The organism is Limisphaerales bacterium (assembly GCA_014382585.1).
Lineage (GTDB): Bacteria > Verrucomicrobiota > Verrucomicrobiia > Limisphaerales > UBA1100 > JACNJL01.
This window is the reverse complement of sequence record JACNJL010000053.1, coordinates 1-17,690: the sequence shown is the minus strand read 5'-3', so window position 1 is coordinate 17,690 and position 17,690 is coordinate 1. Positions and strand designations below refer to the sequence as shown.

General features: G+C 55.6%; 12 protein-coding genes. 1 reads left to right on the top strand and 11 read right to left on the bottom strand.

Annotated features, from left to right (window positions below; translation table 11 throughout):
- Window positions 1-57: 57 nt before the first annotated feature.
- The 8 genes from H8E27_11915 to H8E27_11880 form a co-directional block, all read right to left on the bottom strand.
- Entirely contained in the window at window positions 58-1,758 is a 1,701-nt protein-coding gene (locus H8E27_11915) for an HlyD family efflux transporter periplasmic adaptor subunit (protein ID MBC8326319.1), read from the bottom strand.
- A 9-nt stretch (window positions 1,759-1,767) separates the two neighbouring features.
- Window positions 1,768-3,459: a TolC family protein gene (locus H8E27_11910; GenBank protein ID MBC8326318.1), complete on the bottom strand. Its 1,692-nt coding sequence runs from the start codon at window positions 3,457-3,459 to the stop codon at window positions 1,768-1,770.
- Between the two features lie 68 nt (window positions 3,460-3,527).
- Complete coding sequence (locus H8E27_11905) at window positions 3,528-4,751, bottom strand: ABC transporter permease (GenBank protein MBC8326317.1); 1,224 nt, start codon at window positions 4,749-4,751, stop codon at window positions 3,528-3,530.
- 96 nt (window positions 4,752-4,847) lie between these two features.
- A complete protein-coding gene (locus H8E27_11900) occupies window positions 4,848-6,599 on the bottom strand; it encodes an HlyD family efflux transporter periplasmic adaptor subunit (GenBank protein ID MBC8326316.1) in 1,752 nt (583 codons plus the stop codon).
- Between the two features lie 176 nt (window positions 6,600-6,775).
- Window positions 6,776-8,485: an ABC transporter permease gene (locus H8E27_11895; GenBank protein MBC8326315.1), complete on the bottom strand. Its 1,710-nt coding sequence runs from the start codon at window positions 8,483-8,485 to the stop codon at window positions 6,776-6,778.
- Window position 8,486: 1 nt separating this feature from the next.
- The gene (locus H8E27_11890; GenBank protein MBC8326314.1) at window positions 8,487-9,215 is read right to left on the bottom strand and encodes an ABC transporter ATP-binding protein; all 729 of its coding nucleotides are present in this window, start codon (window positions 9,213-9,215) and stop codon (window positions 8,487-8,489) included.
- 16 nt (window positions 9,216-9,231) lie between these two features.
- Entirely contained in the window at window positions 9,232-11,514 is a 2,283-nt protein-coding gene (locus H8E27_11885; protein ID MBC8326313.1) for an efflux RND transporter periplasmic adaptor subunit, read from the bottom strand.
- Window positions 11,515-11,533: 19 nt separating this feature from the next.
- Complete coding sequence (locus H8E27_11880) at window positions 11,534-13,267, bottom strand: TolC family protein (GenBank protein ID MBC8326312.1); 1,734 nt, start codon at window positions 13,265-13,267, stop codon at window positions 11,534-11,536.
- Window positions 13,268-13,583: 316 nt separating this feature from the next.
- On the opposite strand from H8E27_11880, the gene H8E27_11875 reads away from it, so the two are divergent.
- Complete coding sequence (locus H8E27_11875; protein ID MBC8326311.1) at window positions 13,584-14,474, top strand: serine/threonine protein kinase; 891 nt, start codon at window positions 13,584-13,586, stop codon at window positions 14,472-14,474.
- Window positions 14,475-14,488: 14 nt separating this feature from the next.
- Here H8E27_11875 and H8E27_11870 read toward each other — a convergent pair whose 3' ends face one another.
- The 3 genes from H8E27_11870 to H8E27_11860 all read right to left on the bottom strand — a co-directional run.
- The gene (locus H8E27_11870; GenBank protein MBC8326310.1) at window positions 14,489-16,366 is read right to left on the bottom strand and encodes an ABC transporter ATP-binding protein; all 1,878 of its coding nucleotides are present in this window, start codon (window positions 16,364-16,366) and stop codon (window positions 14,489-14,491) included.
- Window positions 16,363-17,124, bottom strand: coding sequence for a glycosyltransferase family 2 protein (locus H8E27_11865; GenBank protein ID MBC8326309.1), 762 nt, complete (start codon window positions 17,122-17,124; stop codon window positions 16,363-16,365). The genes H8E27_11870 and H8E27_11865 overlap by 4 nt, the downstream gene beginning before the upstream one ends.
- Window positions 17,121-17,690: glycosyltransferase family 4 protein (locus tag H8E27_11860; protein MBC8326308.1), on the bottom strand; the 570-nt coding region annotated here is incomplete at its 5' end. The genes H8E27_11860 and H8E27_11865, both read right to left, overlap by 4 nt.

Sequence of the window (17,690 nt, the reverse complement as noted above, 5' to 3'; positions counted from 1 at the left end):
TTTGATGCCAAGATGGATGACACGAATGAGGGAAAGGTTCATACGCATTGGGCGCGGTTACTGCCCAACCGCCGCTTGCGCTTTACCTTTGGTGGGCTCTGCAATCTGTGGCGACAACGAAACTTGATCGCCCACTATAAGGCCACTGCGAATCTCAATGAAGCGGTCGCTGAACTGACCGGTTTCTACAGGAACAATTTCAACCGTCTCGCCGCGTTTCACCTGCACCACTTTTTTGCCACCTTTTGTGGTGACACATTGCACGGGAATTTTAAGTACACTTTCCAGCTCGGCAATGACGATTTCGGCGCGCGCGGAAACGCCCGGCTTCAGATCCGACGGCAATCGGCCTTCCTTGTCCACGATCCACACGTGCGTATCGTACACAGATATATTCTCATAATAGCTGCGACGCTGATCCGGCGTGGGGGCCACCTTGCGGACGACGCCGGTAAATTCCTGTTCCGGAAGTGAATCAATTTTCACCACCGCCTGGAGACCGGTGCGAAGGTGGCGCACGTATGATTCGTGCACCTGCACTACGGCCATCAGCTCGCTGACGTCCGGTAAATCGATGACGTTGTAGCCTTTGCGAATATCCGCGCCAAGTTTGATGTAGGATTCATTGTATCGCGAGGAACTGCGCGCAAAAATTACAAGGCCGTCCTGCGGCGCACGCAGCTCGGTCTTGGTGAGTTGGTCACGGTACATGTCCAGTTTGTCACGCTGGGCTTGCAGCCCGGCTTTTCGGCGGGCGACCACTTCGGTTTGGTTTTCGACGATGGCTTTGGATTTCTCAATCATGCGCTGTTCGCTCACGCGCACTTGGGAGAGTTTGGATTGGTGGCGCTTGGTCATTTGCGGGATATCAAACCGCTCCAGCAAATCCATTTGTTTCTTGTACTTGGTAATGAGGTTGTTTTGCTTTTGGATGGTCAGCTCATCAGCCTGCACTTCGAGATCGGTGGCATAGCCTTTGGCGCGGAGTTTCTTGGTGCTGACGAGGCGGTCTTCGGCACGCTTGATTTCCTCTTCAGCAATATCGATGTCGCCCTTCAATGCCAGTCTGGCGAGCGGCGCGGTGCCCTCGATATATTTTGCCAAATCTTGCTCGGCAAATTCCACGTCGAGTTCCGCCTGCCGATCCGCCTCGGCGGTTTCAATTTTGCGCAGCGCCAAATCTTTTTCCGAATTGGCCAAATCCCGCTCGGCGTCCTCCACGGCTTTGACCTGCCCAAAAATTCGCTCCCGCAAAACTCCGTCTTCAAACTTTACCAGCAGGTCGCCGGGTAAATGCAGCGTTTCGCCGAGGGTCGGGTTTTCCCAATCCACATCGGGGTTAAGCCTCTGGATGGATTGCTCGAGCGCTTTAATTTGCAGCTTGGTGGGGTGATCGGTGTTGCTGGGGGTTTGGGCAAGAGTAAGGTATTTTTCGGTGAGGCTTTGCAGCGTGTCGCCTTCTTCCGCCTGATGGGTATGGGGGCCTTTGACGTAAGTGCCTTCGTTCACCAGCTCCACGATGGTGCCGCCGCCGTCGAGTTCGCAGCGGAGGTTGAGCTTGCGGGTGGAATCGAGCGCGCCACCTTCGGACACCGTCACGCGCAGGTTGCCGCGCTGGACGGTGGCAAACTGCATCGTGGCAGTTGGATCAACTGCGGGCTCCAGCCATTTGGCACCCATGAATACACCGGCAAGCAGCACGATGATCACCGTCGTCCACGCCGGATACTTTTTAATAAATGCCTTCGCTTTCGCCATGTTAAATGATTACTCCCCAAATACCTCTTTCGGCGTCACCACGCTGGGCAACTGTGCCGCGGCTCCGGTGTTAATTGCCGCGGACACACCGGGAAGTGGTTGGTTTTTAAGCCAAAATTGTCCAGTTCCGACGCGCATTATGCCCAAATTCTTCAATAAATTCCACCGAGCCACGTGGTAATTGACCATTGCGCCGGTGACGGCGTTCTGTGCGCTGACGAGGTCGGCCTGCGCTTCGAGTTGGTCGCGGATGTCTGCCTGGTTGGCATCGAGCAGTAGCGGCATCACATTTACGCGCTGCTGGGCGAGGGCCAGGGCGTTTTGCTGGATGAAATAATTTTCGCGTTCCTGCGCCAGTTGCCGTGTACCCTGCCGGATTTCCTCTCGTAAGCCATCCAGTTCGGTGGCCAGCGTACGCAGTTGTTTTTCGAAACTAATCAGGCTGGTGCGGTACGCGTTGCGCTCGGTTAATTGATCCAGCGGCAAACCCAGTTGCAAACCGGCGTTGGCAGAGAAATCTTCCGGCGAAAAGGAGCTGTAAAATTGGTCAGTCAATTTAGCATCCACCACCAGATTGAGGCTCGGCTGCAGGTTGTCCGCCGCCACGCGCACTTTGCGCTGGGAATCCTCGTATTTGTCAATTTGGTTGAGCATATCCAGCCGATTGGTAACGGCAATGAGGTAGCCATTGCGCGCATTAAGCTCCAACGGCGTGAGGCCCTCCTGCACCAGCTCGCGCAGGGCGAGGTCATCCAGCTTAAGATCCTCTCCCAAAGGCAGGCCGAGCCGTTGCTTGAAGCTATCCAGCGCGGCGCGATAGCTCTCCACGGTGGCTAAATATTTTACGCGCGAAGAAAATTCCATTTGCCGTGCCTGATCCACCTGAAACTTCGGTAACCGCTGCGCCTCCACCATCGCCTCCGCGCGCGCACGCGAGGCCTGCAGGTTTTGATAGTTACTGTAACTATTCCGCACCGAATCCTTTTTTTGCAGAATGCGGAAGTACTCGGACACCGTCTCGATGGCAAAGGTCTTTTGGTATTGGCTGAAATTGCGAACCTCATACACCACGTCACGCTCCGCCTGCGTGAGCACCTCCTCGGCGATGGCCCGCCCCGCGCCGCGCAGCAGCGGTTGGGTGAGTTTGAGCGTGATGTCCGGCACTTTCGGTTTGCCGTTAAAGTACAGCACGAGATCATTTGCCAAAGTGGCGGTGAGCGTTCCGCCGGTTTTGAATAGTTTGCTGAATGTGAGATCGAGATCTGAATCCCCTTTGAGCCCGTGATCCGCCTCGCGAACGATGCCGAGATCCGCCGTGCTTTTGGTGGGCTGCCACACAAATTTGTGCCGTGTGCCCGTGAGCGACAGCGCGGCAAGATACAGTGATTCTTTCTGCAATTGATACGCGCGGTTGTTCGTCACCGCCATGCCCAGCGCAGCTTCGAGGGTGAGCACGCGGGCGTTATCGTTGAAGCGTTCGGTAATAATTTCCGCGGGCGGAATCGCATCCGGCGCGCGCCCACTCCAAGCAGTGCGGATGTCATAATCCTGTTCTGCACCCAGCACGTCGGTGGCGCGTTGCTTCAAAATATCGTACACCTCGGCATCCGCCGCATCGCGGTACTTGGCCGCCTCACAGCCACCAAATAACAATGCTGCCAAGGCTAAGCCGCAAACCGATTTGCACAATAAAAATTTCATTTCACTTTTTCCAAGGAGAAGTTCGACGCACACCCCGCGCGAAGATTCAATTACTCCAATGACTTCAACTATGAATGGCGCAGCGCCTCGATGGGGTCCAACAAAGCGGCTCGACGGGCGGGGTACATCCCAAAGATCAGCCCGACCAATACCGAGAGACCGAAGGCGAGCAGGACTGACCAGTCCGTGACGAGAGTGGTGGATTCGAGAATGTGATGGCGGAAGGCTGCAAATCCACACCCACCGAGCACGCCGATGCCGCCGCCGATGAGGCACAGCATGAGGGTTTCGGTGAGGAACTGCACGGTGATATCGCCGCGCGTGGCGCCCAACGCGCGGCGGACGCCGATTTCCTGGGTGCGCTCGGTGACGGTGGCGAGCATGATGTTCATGATGCCAATGCCGCCGACGAGCAGCGAGATGCAGGCGATGTACATGAGCATGCGGGTGTCGCGCGCCTTCTGTACTTTGAGGGTATTGAGCTCGTCAATGGGAACTTGGATTTCATAATCGACGATGCCTTTGCGGGTGGTATCGAGCGCATCGCGCAGGCGCGGCAAGCTGGAGATGACCTGCGCCTCCGAGGCAAATTCTACGCGAATTTCTGTAAGCTCCACCCGCTCGACCTTGAGCATGCCGGGGCTGCGGTCGATGTTCTTGGTGGTGTACAGTGCTTTAAACGTGGAGAGGGGAATGTACACGTTGGAAGCGGTGGTGCGGCCGGAGGCGTCCTTGGTTTGCGTGCGCTTCACGCTGTCAGTGCGTTCCTGTAATATGCCGACCACTTGAAATACTTGCGCGGATTCAAAACCGCGCATGACAATTTTTTGCATGAGCGGGTTTTGGCCGACAAATAATTTTTCCGCCAATTCCAACGTGATGACGCAGGAGGAGATGCGATTTAATTCCTCAAATTCACTCAAAAAGCGCCCGGCCTTTATGCGGGCCTGGGTGAAAGCGGGATAGTCGGGGAAGGTGCCAATGAGTTGGCAGTCGTGGCTGCGCATACCGTGCATGGCATTTTTGCGCTGAGTGAGAATGGGCAGCACGCGTTGCACGCCGGGTACAGTGTCGCGAATACGCGCGGCATCGGCGTTATTGAGGCCGTAAGTGGCCACCCATTCGTGTTCCCGGCCCTGAATTTGAATCTTGTCGGATAATGGCTTGACGCTTCGGATGATGACGTTTTTCGCGCCGAGCGCCTTGATGGCTTCCTGCGCGTCGTGGCTGGCGCCTTCGCCGATGGCGACGAGGGTGATGACGGCCCACACGCCGATAATCATGCCGAGCATGGTCAGGGCACTGCGCAACAAATGGAGTTTCAGGCTTTTGAAGCCGACGGCGATGATGCGGATGAGTCCGTGCACAACGATCCTCGAAGGCTTCGGCTAATTGCCGGCAGGGGTTTGGGCAGCGGTGGGTTGAGGGGAGCTCTTGTTGCCTACGCCTTCCTCAAGGTTCAGGTTTTCTGCCTCGGACAAGGGTGAAAGGTGAACCCGTTCACCGGGCTGCAATCCGCGCCCAGTGCCCGGCTCGTCCTTGATGGCGATGAATTGTTCATCATGATACTCGATGGTGACCGGCCGCCATTCAGGTTTTTGGGTGGTGAGATTGAGCACCCAACAGCCCTGCTCGGCTAGGCCGTTGCGGACGCGGGTGGTGACGCATTGGTTGGGAACTTTGACGCGCTGGTTTTCACCGATGAGGTTGATGACCTCAATTTCCACACGCGCGCTCATCCCTTCGGAAGCGGTGCTGGGGAGCAGGCTGCTGTCGAAGGTGATTTCGCCGTTGAAAACAATCGTCTCGCTGTGGCGGCGTTTGTTGGTATCCACCGTGGCTCCGAGCACCGAGAGGACGCCGGGGATTGTGACGCCCTCGATTTCTACCCAGGCTTTCATGCCGCGGCGTAGTTGGCGGCGCTTGGCTTGGGGCACGTCGAGCGTGATTTTCAGGGAGCGGGTCTTGGGCAGCTTCAGTAAATTGCGACCACGATGCACGCGCGCGCCATTCATAATGGGGCCGAATTCCTTGTAGCTCTCGGCAAAGTAAACAACTTGCCCGCCGGAGGGTGCATAGATTCTGGTGTTGGCCATTTGCTCGTTGAGGTCTTCAAGTTTCTTGTGCTGAAAGGCGAGGGTTTTGACCATGGTAAACACGGTGGAATTGGCATCGCGTAAGTCGGCGATGTTTTTGACCTTGGTACGTTCGATGTTCACCTTGGCCTCGGCCACGGCCAGCCCGCGGATGCTCAGCAGTGAAATCTTGTCGTACTTCTCGTACGCATCCAGTTGCGCCTGGGCCATCTCAATGTTGTGGCGAAACTCAGCGACTTTTTGCTGCTCCTCGCGCAGGGACATCTTCGACAAAAACTGCTTGGCCTCCAACTCTTTGAGCCATTTGAGCTTGGCCTCGGAAATGGAAACTTTGTTGGTGAGGTTGGTGATTTGCCCCTTCAAATCCTTGACGTGATTTTTCACCGTGCTGTTGCGCGCTTTGTCGAGATCGAGCAGGGCGTTGGTGTAAGAATTGTTCGCCACCTTATCTGCCAGAGCGGTAGAATATTTCAAAATTTCCATGTTGCCTTTGGCGCGGTTGAGATTGTTCTCCGCATTTTGCAGGGCGATTTCCTGATTGCTGATGCGTTCTTCCAGCCCCAGCGGATCGAGCTGCACCAAGAGGTCACCGGGAAGTTCAATTTCCTCGTCTGCCGGCAAAAGATCCCAGTCCAACATCCGTTTCTCATTTAACAAGCGAATCGAAAGCGCGTCCTTGTCGTGATACTTGGCGATGGATTCCAGCGTGTCTCCGGGTTTGAGGGTGTAGAGGGAATTACCTTTTACCTCGGTGCCCTCCTCCACAATCCACTCGATGGTGGTGGTGCCTTCCAGCCCACACTTGATTTCCACCACATCGGTCGATTCCAATTCGCCCGTGAGTTTGACCGTCACCTGAAAATCAGCTTTCTCCGCGGTCCAATATGTGTCCTGCCGCGCGGTCTCGTTTTTCTGACCCAACAAATGCCGCCCGCCCCAGACACCCCCCACCACCAAGCCAATGACTGCCATCAAGCCGATTATTTTTCCCAGCGTGAATCCGCCTTGGGTCGCACTAAATTGATGTGGTTTTTTGATTGTCATTGCTCCAACAAGTCGCAGCCATCGCAGAGATTTTCACCTAACGAAACCTGACTTTACTTTACCTGAATTTCCCATTTTTCCTAACTAATTAGCCCATCATTCATACAGCCAATATGCCGCCCATGTTACCTCGTTTCTGTTTTCCTATTTCCAAAAGCCGAGAATGGTCAACGGCATTAGGAGTGGCGCAGCGCCTCGATTGGGTCAAGGTTTGCCGCACGGAAGGCAGGGTAAATTCCAAAAATGATTCCAATAAACACTGAAATTCCAAAAGCCAGCGCCACGGACCAGTTGGTGAATAGGATAGCCAGTTCGTACTGGTAATATTCCGCGAGGATCCACTGCGCCAAGAGCGGCGCGGACAAGCCGACTGCAATGCCCAGCAACCCGCCGGCCACCGAGAGCACGCTGGTTTCCACGAGGAACTGGCGGATGATATGCAGCTTCTTCGCGCCCAACGCGCGGCGCACGCCAATCTCGCTGGTGCGTTCGGTGACGGTCGCGAGCATAATATTCATAATGCCGATGCCGCCGACGAGCAGCGAAATGGATGCGATGGTCGCGAGCACGATGGTGAAGATGAGGTTGATCTTGCGCGCGGTGGCCAGCTCGTCAAGCGGCACGCGGATAATAAAGTCTTCAACATCCTTGTGCCCGTAACGCATCGTGCGCTCGAGCATTTTGGCGCCGGGGATGACGTGGCTCATATGATCAAACTGAACGCGCAGCCGATCAATCTGCACTTCCTTGGCGGAAATCCCGCCGGATTGGCGCTTGAATTCGCGGTCGCCATAATCCTGCCGCAAGGTGTGAAAGGGCACGTACACGTCGCCATAAAATTCATTGGCCTTGCCGAGGTTGCTTTCCTGATTCCCCATGTCCGCCTCCATCGCCATGCGCATCACGCGCCCGTGAGCGAGGTGACCGGCGAGTTTGGCCGTGCCGCTTTCGTAGGCGTACACCCAGTTGTTGGGCGTCACAAAAAATTCCTGGCCGGATTGATCGGCAAACCATTTGGATTCCGGGGTGTCCTGATTATCCAGGCGTTCCTGAAACACGATGGGCGGCAGCTCGTTGAGCTTCAAAATATCTGCGTTGTCGATGGAATCCTCAAGCGCGATCACTTCGCCCACCATCCGTTCCTTGGCGGTGCCGTTCTTTAACATGCCCCGGCGTTGATCGATAATTTTTTGCTGCGCGGCCAAATCTTCCTTCAGCCGATCGGCAGCCTCGCGCAACGCGGCCTCATCCAGTACGCGCTGCTTTTGCCCTTTGATATCGCGCAACAAATCTGCCGGCGTGCGTACGAGACCCACCACCCGATAATAATATTTTCCCACTTTGATTTCATTGGTGAGCGGATTTTGGTACGCAAACAATTCCGAGGCCAACGTGGTGGAGATGACGCACACGTTGTTTTTGGTCATCTCATCCTCCTCGCTGAGGAAGCGGCCCATAACCACTTCGGCCTGGCTAAACTCAAGGAAGTAAGGTGTGGTGCCATAAACGGCGCGATCCTTTTTCACAAATCGATCGAAGGCCACATCTTCTCTCCGGATTTTCTCGGGCAACACGCGGATGACGCCGGCATCGCGGAGATCGGCAATGCGCGCGGCGTCGTCGTACTTCACGCCGTATTCCGCCACAAAGCCGGTGCGCTGACCCTGCACTTCCTGCGCGATGGGTTTTTGGCTGGTGATGATGATGTTGATGGCGCCGAGTTTTTTAATTTCCTCCTCGGCTTTTTGTTTTTGGCCCTCTCCAATTGCCAGCATCGCGATCACCGAACACACGCCAAAGATGATGCCCAACATCGTGAGCATTGAGCGCAGCGGATAGAGCATCAGGCTTTTGAAGCCTTGGATTATGGAGCGAAATACAAACATGTCAGTTGCGCGTGTTCGTCACATCACGATCCACAAGACCGTCCTTGAGGTGAATGACCCGATCGGCGCGGTCGGCCACGTCCTGCCCGTGGGTGACAACCACGATGGTTTTGCCCTGCGCGTGCAGCGTGTCGAGCAATTCGAGAATTTCCTGACCGGTTTTGGAATCAAGGTTGCCAGTGGGTTCATCGGCCAGAATCATCAACGGATCATTCACCAAGCTCCGCGCCACGGCCACGCGCTGCTGTTGGCCACCGGAAAGTTGCAGCGGCCGGTGGTCCAACCGATCGCCGAGCCCCACGAGCCGGGCCAATTCCTCGCAATGTTCGCGATGGGCGGAGAGTTGTTTGCCCTGATAAAAAAGCGGCACGTGAATATTCTCCACCACGTCCAGCTGCGGGATGAGGTTGTACGATTGGAAAATAAATCCGATGCGTTGGCCGCGCACTTCGGAGAGGGCGCTGTCGCTCATGAGTGACACATCCTGTTCGCCAAGAAAATATTGGCCGTCAGTGGGTCGATCAAGGCATCCAAGAATATTGAGCATCGTGGATTTGCCTGAGCCGGAAGGCCCCATGATGGCCACGTAGCTGCCTTCCTTGATGTTGATGTCCACCCCCGCCAATGCCGGCACTTTCACCTCGCCAAGGTCGTAAATCTTCGTCATCCCCTCGATGCGAATGATGGAGGTGCCGTTGCGATTACCGTTGCCGTTTGAGTTGGGTTCCATACTCGAATGTTTGAAATTATCGGCCACTTCCGCCGCCTTGAAAGCGCTGCATCATTCGCCGCCGTGCAGCATCGGCCTCTTCCTTGTTAATGCCGCCATCACCATCGGCGTCCAACGCGCTGAACTCACCCATGATCTGCCGGATCCGCTCGGGCATTTTCGCGTATTCCACTTCTGAAACATTGCCGTCGGTATCAGTGTCCAAATCCATCAATGACCCGCCACCACCGCCTCCGCCGGGACGCCCTCCACCTCCACCACCCTTGCTGGAGCGATTGCCGCGCATCTCAGCATATTTGGCAAGCTGTTCTTTGCTTAAAAATTTAGCGAGATCCGCCTGGAAATCCGTGCGCAATGCGCCGGCCCCACTCCAATCGCCGCTCGATCGCATGGCGGTCATTTTTTCAGCCATCTTCTTCGCGGCGGCGGCCCATTGGGTTTTCTGCTCGGCAGTGAGGCTGAGTTCGGCGGGCGGTTCACTGGAACGCCCGGAACTACCGCCGGGCCGGCCCTTGCCTTGGCCTCCTTGGGTGGGCGGCGCTTTTTGGGCAGCGGTTGGGTTCGGCCCCACCGGCTCCACCGGCTTGGCGGGCTGGATGGTCTCGGGAAGATCTTCGAAAAAATCTTCAGCGTTGATTTGTTTGTAGCCGAAGAGACCACCGCCGACATTGAGCTCCTTGGCGTGCAATAGCGGGGCTTTGAGGATGACTTCACCCAAAGCCAGACCGCTGGTAATTTGAATGTGGGTCTGATCGTAATAGCCGGTTTCCACGCGCACAGGCATGGGCTGATTTTTTTTGTTCATCTTGAAACACACACGACGGCCTTCGGCAGTGGTGACGACACTTTGGATGGGCACCCGCAGGGTTTTGACTTTCTTGCCATCCACCGTGCGCACCTTAGGCAGGTTGGCCACAAAAATGCGGCAGGTGGCTGAGGCTCCGGGGCGAATGTAGGAAGGCAGTTTATCGGCGATGGAAACTTCGCACTTGAAAACTTTTTTATCACTGCCCCAGCGCTCGGCGGCGGCGGCCACGGGGGCCACGTAGGTAATCTCACCGCGGAAGGTGCGTTCGGCAATGGTGTCGATGCGGATTTGCACCTGCAAGCCGGGCTTCACCTGGTTAATGCGGCTCTCGTGAATCTTGAGCGCCACTTTCATTTTCGAAAGATCTGGCAGATGAATGATGTCCTGCCCCTTGCGCAGGGTGGTGCCTTTCTCAATGATGCCGGAAGAACCGCCATAGCGAGAGGACTCGCCCACATGATAAACCACCAGCCCGCTGGCGGGGGCAAAAATCCGACTCGTGGTTAACTGATTTTTTACCTCGGCGAGCTTTTCCTCTTCGAGTGTGTGCTTCTGTTTTTGGGTGTCCACCTCTTCGGTGGCGGTGATCATATTATTGGTGGCGGTTTGTTCCACGGTGGTGAGCCCCAGTTCGGCCTGTTTGATTTTGGAGTTATAATCCTGCTCCGATTTCGGGTACACAAACTTTTCATAAGCATCACTCTCCCCCGCCAGCATCTTAATTTTGTGGCGGTATTCGGCCACCTTTTGCTCCTCCTCGCGCAGAGACATTTTGGAGAGAAATTTCCGTTCCTCCAATTCCTTGAGCCATTTGAGCTTGGCCTCCGAAATGGAGACCTGATTGGAGAGGTTCGCCAGTTGCCCGGCATAATCATCCCGCGTGAGCTGCGCGTCGCTGTCTTTGAATTTCTTGAGATCCAACCTGGCAAAATTAAGCGCGATCCTGGCGTCATCAATATTCTGCTCGTTCTTGAGCTTTTGGATTTCCAAATCGTTCTCTGATTTGGTTACCGAATTTTTCGCGGTACGCACCGAGATTTCCTGACTGAGAATCCGATCCTTCAACGTACCGGGATCCAGTTCCACCAACAAATCGCCCGGAATATTAATCGTCTCATTATTGGCGATCGCCTGTTCTAGATTTGGATTAACGCGAACCAGATCTGACTCGGTTACCTTGTTTCGTGCCGCCAATGTCGCCGGAGTGTCGCCGGCCTCCGCTTGCACCTGCCGCGGGCCGTTGACGTAAGTGCCTTCTTCCACAATGCTGACGATGGTGGATGACCCATCCATTTCACTTTCCACCTGCACTGAATTCACCGCCACCAATTCGCCCCCTTCGGAAAAGGACACAATGAATTGATCATTCTCAACTTTTTCCGTGCCGTATGCGCTGGAGATTTCCTCTTTGGCGGAAAAATAATTACACCCGGCCAAGGCCACTGCGGCGAGCGCGACGGCGCTGACGGAAAATCGATGTGTGTGTTTCATAGTGAGCGGAGGCTGGTTGTTAATTACCCAAGATTTGTGCGGGCGGAAGTACAGGCACATCCTGTCCCGAACCCGGCGGCAGAGGCACGGCCGGCACTACGCCCGGTACGGGCTGGGGTTTCACCCAAAATTCATTCAAACCCGTGTTGAGAATGCCTGTGTTATTGAGCAATTTCAAGCGTTGGGTGTGAAAGTTGATGAGCGATTTGGTGACATCATTCTGCGCCTTGGCCACGGCGGTTTGGGCTTCGAGAATATCACGGGGCGACACGCGTTCGCCGGCCAGCATATCCAGCCGCGCCTTTTCCTCTTCGCGCATGGCGACGATCAGCGCTTTTTGGTTGATGGTGTAGGTTTGTTGATTCTGCGAAAGCGTGCGGACGTTGGTGCGGATCTCATCACGCAAATCATCGAGCGTTTTCATCAGGCTGCGCAGTTGCTGCTCGAAGGTAATGCGGCTTTTGCGGTAGGCGTTGCGCTCGGTGTGTTTATCCAGCGGAAGATCCAGCGAGAGGCCGATCTTGCCGGAGTACTCGCCGAAGTCAAAGGAGTTGCGATTGTAAAACTGATCCTTCAACGAGTAATCCGCCACCACCGCAAGGCTGGGCAACAAATCGTTGGCGGCGACTTCCACCTTGCGTTTTTTGTCTTCGAACTGGTCGATGTTATTCAAAATATCCAACCGGTTGGTGAGCGCGAGTTGGAATCCGTGTTTGTCATTCAGTGATACAGGGCGCAGGCCGAACTGTTTGAGGTTGCCCAGCTCGGAATCGTCGAGCACCACGGTTTCGCCCAGCGGCAGGTTCAGTTGTTTTTTGAAATCATCCAGCAACGCCTGATACGATTCGATGGCGTTAATGTAGCTGACCTTCGAGGAGTATTCCTGACGCAACGCCTGATCCAATTCGAATTGGCTGATCAGCTCACCCTGCAATCGTAGTTCCTGTTCCTGCCGAAACCGGATGCGATTCAGGTACAACTGGTATTGCACACGCACCTCGTCTTTTTTCTGAAGCAACTGCAGGTACTCCGCGATCCGATCGACGAGAAAGGTTTTTTGATAACGCGAAAACGTGCGGATGGAGTACACCAAATTGCGTTCGGATTGGGTGAGCAATTCCTCGGCAAACTTCGCGCCGGCATCCTTTAGCAACGGCTGCGTGAGCGCGAGGGTGATGTCCGGAATCTTGGGGCCGCCGCCATTAAAAAAAAGCGTGAGGTCATTGGCCAACGTGGCCGTGAGTGTGCCACCGGTCTTCAGTGCTTTGCTGAGAGTCAGGGTGGCGTCGGATTCGGTGGTGTTGATGTTGCTGCTGGAGCGATTGCGGCTAAGGTCGAGATTGGCTTTGGAAGGTTTGAGCGCGAATTTATGCCGCTCGCCGGTGAGCGAGAGCGCGGAGAGATAAAGCGTCTCGCGTTGCAGTTGATAATCCCGGCTGCTGCTCACTGCCATCTCCAACGCTTCGGGTAGTGTGAGTAAATTGGTGCCATCGGAAAAGCGGTTGAGGATAATCTCCACCGAAGGGATCTCGCCCGGCGCGCGCTTGGAATAGGGCGTCTCCACCGCAAACTCCTTCTCCGCGCCGAACAGCTGCTGATGCCGCAGGTTGAGGATATCGTACACCTCCGCATCGGCCGCTTCATGATGTTCCCCCGCGTTTTTACAGCCCAGAACGCCCAATGAGACCAGCGCACCAATCGCAAAACTTCGGAGTAACCCTCCATAACCCTTTGATATTTGGATGTTCATCATCAAATGGACGCAATATTCCCACGCCCAGCGTAGAGTAGACGTCCAGATTTCCTAAGTGTTTCAAACATTCCGATGACACAATACCTTGGCATCAGTCGCTGAACCCTAGTTACTCACTATTCGGCAGAGTTATTCACAACTTGAGCAAATTGAGGGCGTACCGCTTGACACGTAATGTATGCTCCGCGCTCTTTTACGGGGAAATTTGGATTTTCCCGGATTTTGGGAAAAATAATTTCACTTTTTTGCAAGAAAACATAGTTGAAACGCGAATATATAGTAGAGCGTCTACGATACTCGTTAGCAAAATCACAATATGGCACAGAAATTTGGGAAATATCGGCTTCACGACTGCATAAATCAGGGTGGAATCACGGAAATTTGGCTCGCAACCGACGAATACGAGAACGTCGTCGCCGTGCGCAGACTGCGGCGACGCGTGCTCAAGCAGTCCAATGCACCCAAATTGTTTAAAGCCGGCCTCAGCGTGATGCGCAAGCTCGCGCCCCATCCCAACATCGTCCGCTACATCAACCACGGCAAAGCCGATGGGCTGCCGTTTATGGTGCTGGAATTTATCCAAGGCGCAAACCTCAAGGAACTGCTTCTGCGCGATCACGATCATCTCGTGGACAACGTGGCCGATGTGATCATCCAAGCCGCCGACGGCATCAACCACCTGCACGACCACGGCTGGATGCATTTGGATATCAAACCTGAGAACCTGATGATTTCACTCAATGGCCACGTGAGTTTGTTGGATTTTGACACCGCACAAAAAATCCCCCGCAAGCCCAAGCAATTTTCCCGCTCATCCGGCACGCCCTCGTGCATGCCGCCCGAGCAGTTGAAGAATGAAAAAATAGATCAGCGCGCGGATATCTACGCCTTCGGCGCCACCGTTTACGAACTGCTCACCCACCGCAAACCGTTTGGCGGCCACACGCCCGATGAAGCAATCCGTAATCAGCTCAATGAAAACTTTCCCGTGAAGCCCCCTTGCCGCGTAAACTCTGACGTGCCGGCCGCGCTCAGCCAGCTCATCCTCCGCTGCCTCGCCCATTCGCCGGATCAGCGTTACCCGAACATGACCATTCTCAACGCCCAACTGCACACCATCCTCGGCGTGCAACAAATGCCCATCATCCCCAACGGTCCCAATGGAATTCCGGAGGCAATGGGTGTGCCCACAGCAATTCCCGCTTGAAAGAATCCGAAGGCTTAACCCGCCGATGAAGTAATTCCCTGCTTCCGCGCCATCGTGGCAAAAGCGCCGTCGCGTTCCATCAACTCCGCGAAGTTGCCCGACTCCACCACGCGGCCCGCATCGAGCACGATGATGCGATCCATCCCGCGCAAAGTCGAAAGCCGATGCGCCACGCACACCACCGTGCGCCCCTCTTCCAGCCGATCGATCGCGCCCTGCACTTCCGCCTCCGCTTTGGAATCCAGCGACGCGGTGGCTTCATCCAAAATCAAAATCGGCGCTTGCCGCGCAAACGCCCGCGCAATGGCGATCCGCTGGCGTTGCCCGCCCGAAAGCCGCGTGCCCTGTTCGCCCAACGAAGTTTCGTAGCCTTGCGGCAAGCCCTCAATAAACTCGTGCGCATTCGCCGCCTTGGCTGCAGCGATGATATCCCCGCGCGTGGCATCGAGTTTCCCGCACGCGATGTTGTCCGCCACCGATTGATTAAAAATCACGATCTCCTGACTCACCAACGCCATCTGCCCGCGCAGACTTTCAAATGAACCCTCGACAATATCAACCCCATCAATCGTGATGCGCCCGGACGTTGGATCATAAAACCGCAGCAACAAACTCACCAACGTGCTCTTGCCCGCACCGCTTTCGCCCACCACACCCAACTTCGTGCCCTTCGGCAAATCCACCTCCAACCCCCGCAACACCGGCTCATCACCGTAACTGAAATCCACCGCTTCAAACTTCAGCCCCTCGCGCAAGCGCGGCAACGCCTTCGCCTCCGTCACTTCCGCTACCGATGGCTTAGTATCAAACGCCGTCCGCAACATCCCCACGCCCACCGAGGCCTCCTGGTAATACGCGTTGATGCCACCGAGTTTTTTGATGGGTTGATAAAGCATAATCATTCCCGTGAGGAAGCCGACCAATTGCGGCGCGGATTTTCCGGTATGGAACACAAACAAAATAATCACGCCCGCGCCAAACATACTCAGCAACTCAATAACCGGATTTTGCAAATGCCGCGCCTGCAACGATTTCATCCCCACCCGCGCGAGCTTTTGATAAATCTCCGCAAAGCGACTTTGCTGCAACCGTTCCAACCCGTAGGCCTTGATGGTGCGCATGTTAGTGTACACCTCCACCATCAGGCTATCCTGCTCCGTGCCCTTTGTATAAGCCACCTTCGCCACGCGGCGCAGCTTGCGGCCCACCAAAATAATTGGGATCGCACTCAATGGTGCAAACAAAATGCCAAACAAGGCGAGCTGCCAATCCAGCAAAAACATCGCCACCACCAAACCGAGAATCGTGAACGGCTCCTTAATCGCGTCGGCCACGCCGTAGGTGAGGCATTTGTGCAGCGACCCCGCGCCGCGGTTGATTAACATCGTGTGATCGCCCAATTGCTTCGCGTGAAAATAATCCATCGAAAGCCCCTGCAATTTCTGATGGGCATCCAGCTTGATATCGCGCACGGAATATTCGCTCACCCACCCCAGACAATACACGCTGGCATAGCCAATCCCACTGCGCAGCAAAACCAACATTGGAAGAAACATCAGTCCGCCAATGATTTGACGCGTGTTGAGCGGCTCGCCAACGCGCGGCAGCCAGCCATCCGCCACCCCCTGCGCGCGCACATTCAGATCATTGAGCTTTGCTTCCCACGCCCCGGGCACAGCAGCTGCCTGCGGAATTTCCACCTTGGACTCAACCGGCTCCAGCCGTTCAAAAAGCGTTTTGGTGCCCCAAACAAAAGTGGCATTAAACAAACCAAATGCCACACCCAATAAAATGCCCAGCGCCAGCCGCCCCCAGTACCGCCGCACATAAGGCCAGCCAAAACCAATAATTTTCCGGATATTTTCCACGCGCCCGCCTTGTAAGCCACTCAATCCCGCGCGGCAATGTTCATCTGCCGCAGCAACCGATATTTCAAATTCACCTCACGCGCATTAAGGCGGGCGATTTGCCAACCCTGCGCGCCATCCAAAAACCCGCCACGAAACAGATAGCCGCGCAACCAACGCACTGCCGCGTGAATTGGCCCGTCAAGCGGATGAGCCCTTTGCCCCTCCTCGTGCTTCATCTCAGCCCAGAGTTGAGCGTACGTTTCACACCGCGCCCAGTGATCAGCGGCATCGCGAAAGGAATGATGCTCTAATTCACCCTCGAATTCCTGCACCATCCCTTTCAGCTCCAACCGCTCGTGCACCTTGCCGCCGGTGAACTTCGCCGCTCCATTTTTGAACAGCCGCACCAACCGATCCGGATACCAGTCCCCGCGCCGAATCCATTTGCCCTCATAAAGCACACAGCGCGGTAAACTAAAACCCGTGATGCCCTCTGGAAAACGCACCTCCTTCACCGAAAGCAATTCCGAAAACAAATCCGCCGACAACGCCTCATCCGCATCAAGACTGAGCACCCAATCGTGACTCGCCAAACTCAGCGCAAAATTTTTCTGTTTCACAAACCCCGGCCAATCCTGATGCACCCACCGCGCCCCAAACTCCCGCGCCACCGACTCCGTGCCATCGGTGCTCCCCGAATCCACCACAATAATCTCATCCACCACCAACGCCACACTCATAAGACACCGCCGCAAATTCGCCTCCTCATTTTTGGTAATAATAAAAAGAGAAATTTTCATCGCGTTCCGTCCGCCTCCGCTGCCCGTTCCGCCGCCGCCAACGTCAACACCGCCAGAGTCTCGCGCACATTGCGCTCCAAACTCAAGTCCGCCTTCACCGGCACCGGCCGCGCATTGGGCCGCGCACGCCAAGACTCAATCGCCGCCACGAGCCCCTCGACGCCCGAGGGATCCTCCACCACCGTGCCATTGACCCCCTCCTCGATCACCTCCGCCGCCCCGTTGCAAGCACTCGTCACCACCGGCAACCCCGCCGCCAATGCCTCAAACACCACATTCGCCGAAGGCTCATAAATGGGCGGGAACACCAACAAATCCGCCGCCGCATACGCATTCTCCAAATCCGCCATGGGCCCCACGAACCGGACGCCCGCCGGGACACCACGAGGCGGCCGTCCCTTGCCGGCCACCACCAGTTTTACACGTGGGTCGGCCAATTTTTCCAACGCCGAAAGCACAAAGGACAAACCCTTCCGTTCCCAGCCAGAACCAGCGAACAACAATAAAAACTCATCAGGCGCCACCGCCCATTCAGCGCGTTGAGCCTCGCGGTCGCCCCGCCGCCA

Excerpts from the sequence above, each read along its gene's own strand:
- H8E27_11915 (MBC8326319.1), bottom strand. The coding sequence starts at position 1,758 with ATGGCGAAAGCGAAGGCATTTATTAAAAAGTATCCGGCGTGGACGACG.
- H8E27_11910 (MBC8326318.1), bottom strand. The coding sequence starts at position 3,459 with ATGAAATTTTTATTGTGCAAATCGGTTTGCGGCTTAGCCTTGGCAGCA.
- H8E27_11905 (MBC8326317.1), bottom strand. The coding sequence starts at position 4,751 with ATGCTCGGCATGATTATCGGCGTGTGGGCCGTCATCACCCTCGTCGCC.
- H8E27_11900 (MBC8326316.1), bottom strand. The coding sequence starts at position 6,599 with ATGACAATCAAAAAACCACATCAATTTAGTGCGACCCAAGGCGGATTC.
- H8E27_11895 (MBC8326315.1), bottom strand. The coding sequence starts at position 8,485 with ATGTTTGTATTTCGCTCCATAATCCAAGGCTTCAAAAGCCTGATGCTC.
- H8E27_11890 (MBC8326314.1), bottom strand. The coding sequence starts at position 9,215 with ATGGAACCCAACTCAAACGGCAACGGTAATCGCAACGGCACCTCCATC.
- H8E27_11885 (MBC8326313.1), bottom strand. The coding sequence starts at position 11,514 with ATGAAACACACACATCGATTTTCCGTCAGCGCCGTCGCGCTCGCCGCA.
- H8E27_11880 (MBC8326312.1), bottom strand. The coding sequence starts at position 13,267 with ATGATGAACATCCAAATATCAAAGGGTTATGGAGGGTTACTCCGAAGT.
- H8E27_11875 (MBC8326311.1), top strand. The coding sequence starts at position 13,584 with ATGGCACAGAAATTTGGGAAATATCGGCTTCACGACTGCATAAATCAG.
- H8E27_11865 (MBC8326309.1), bottom strand. The coding sequence starts at position 17,124 with ATGAAAATTTCTCTTTTTATTATTACCAAAAATGAGGAGGCGAATTTG.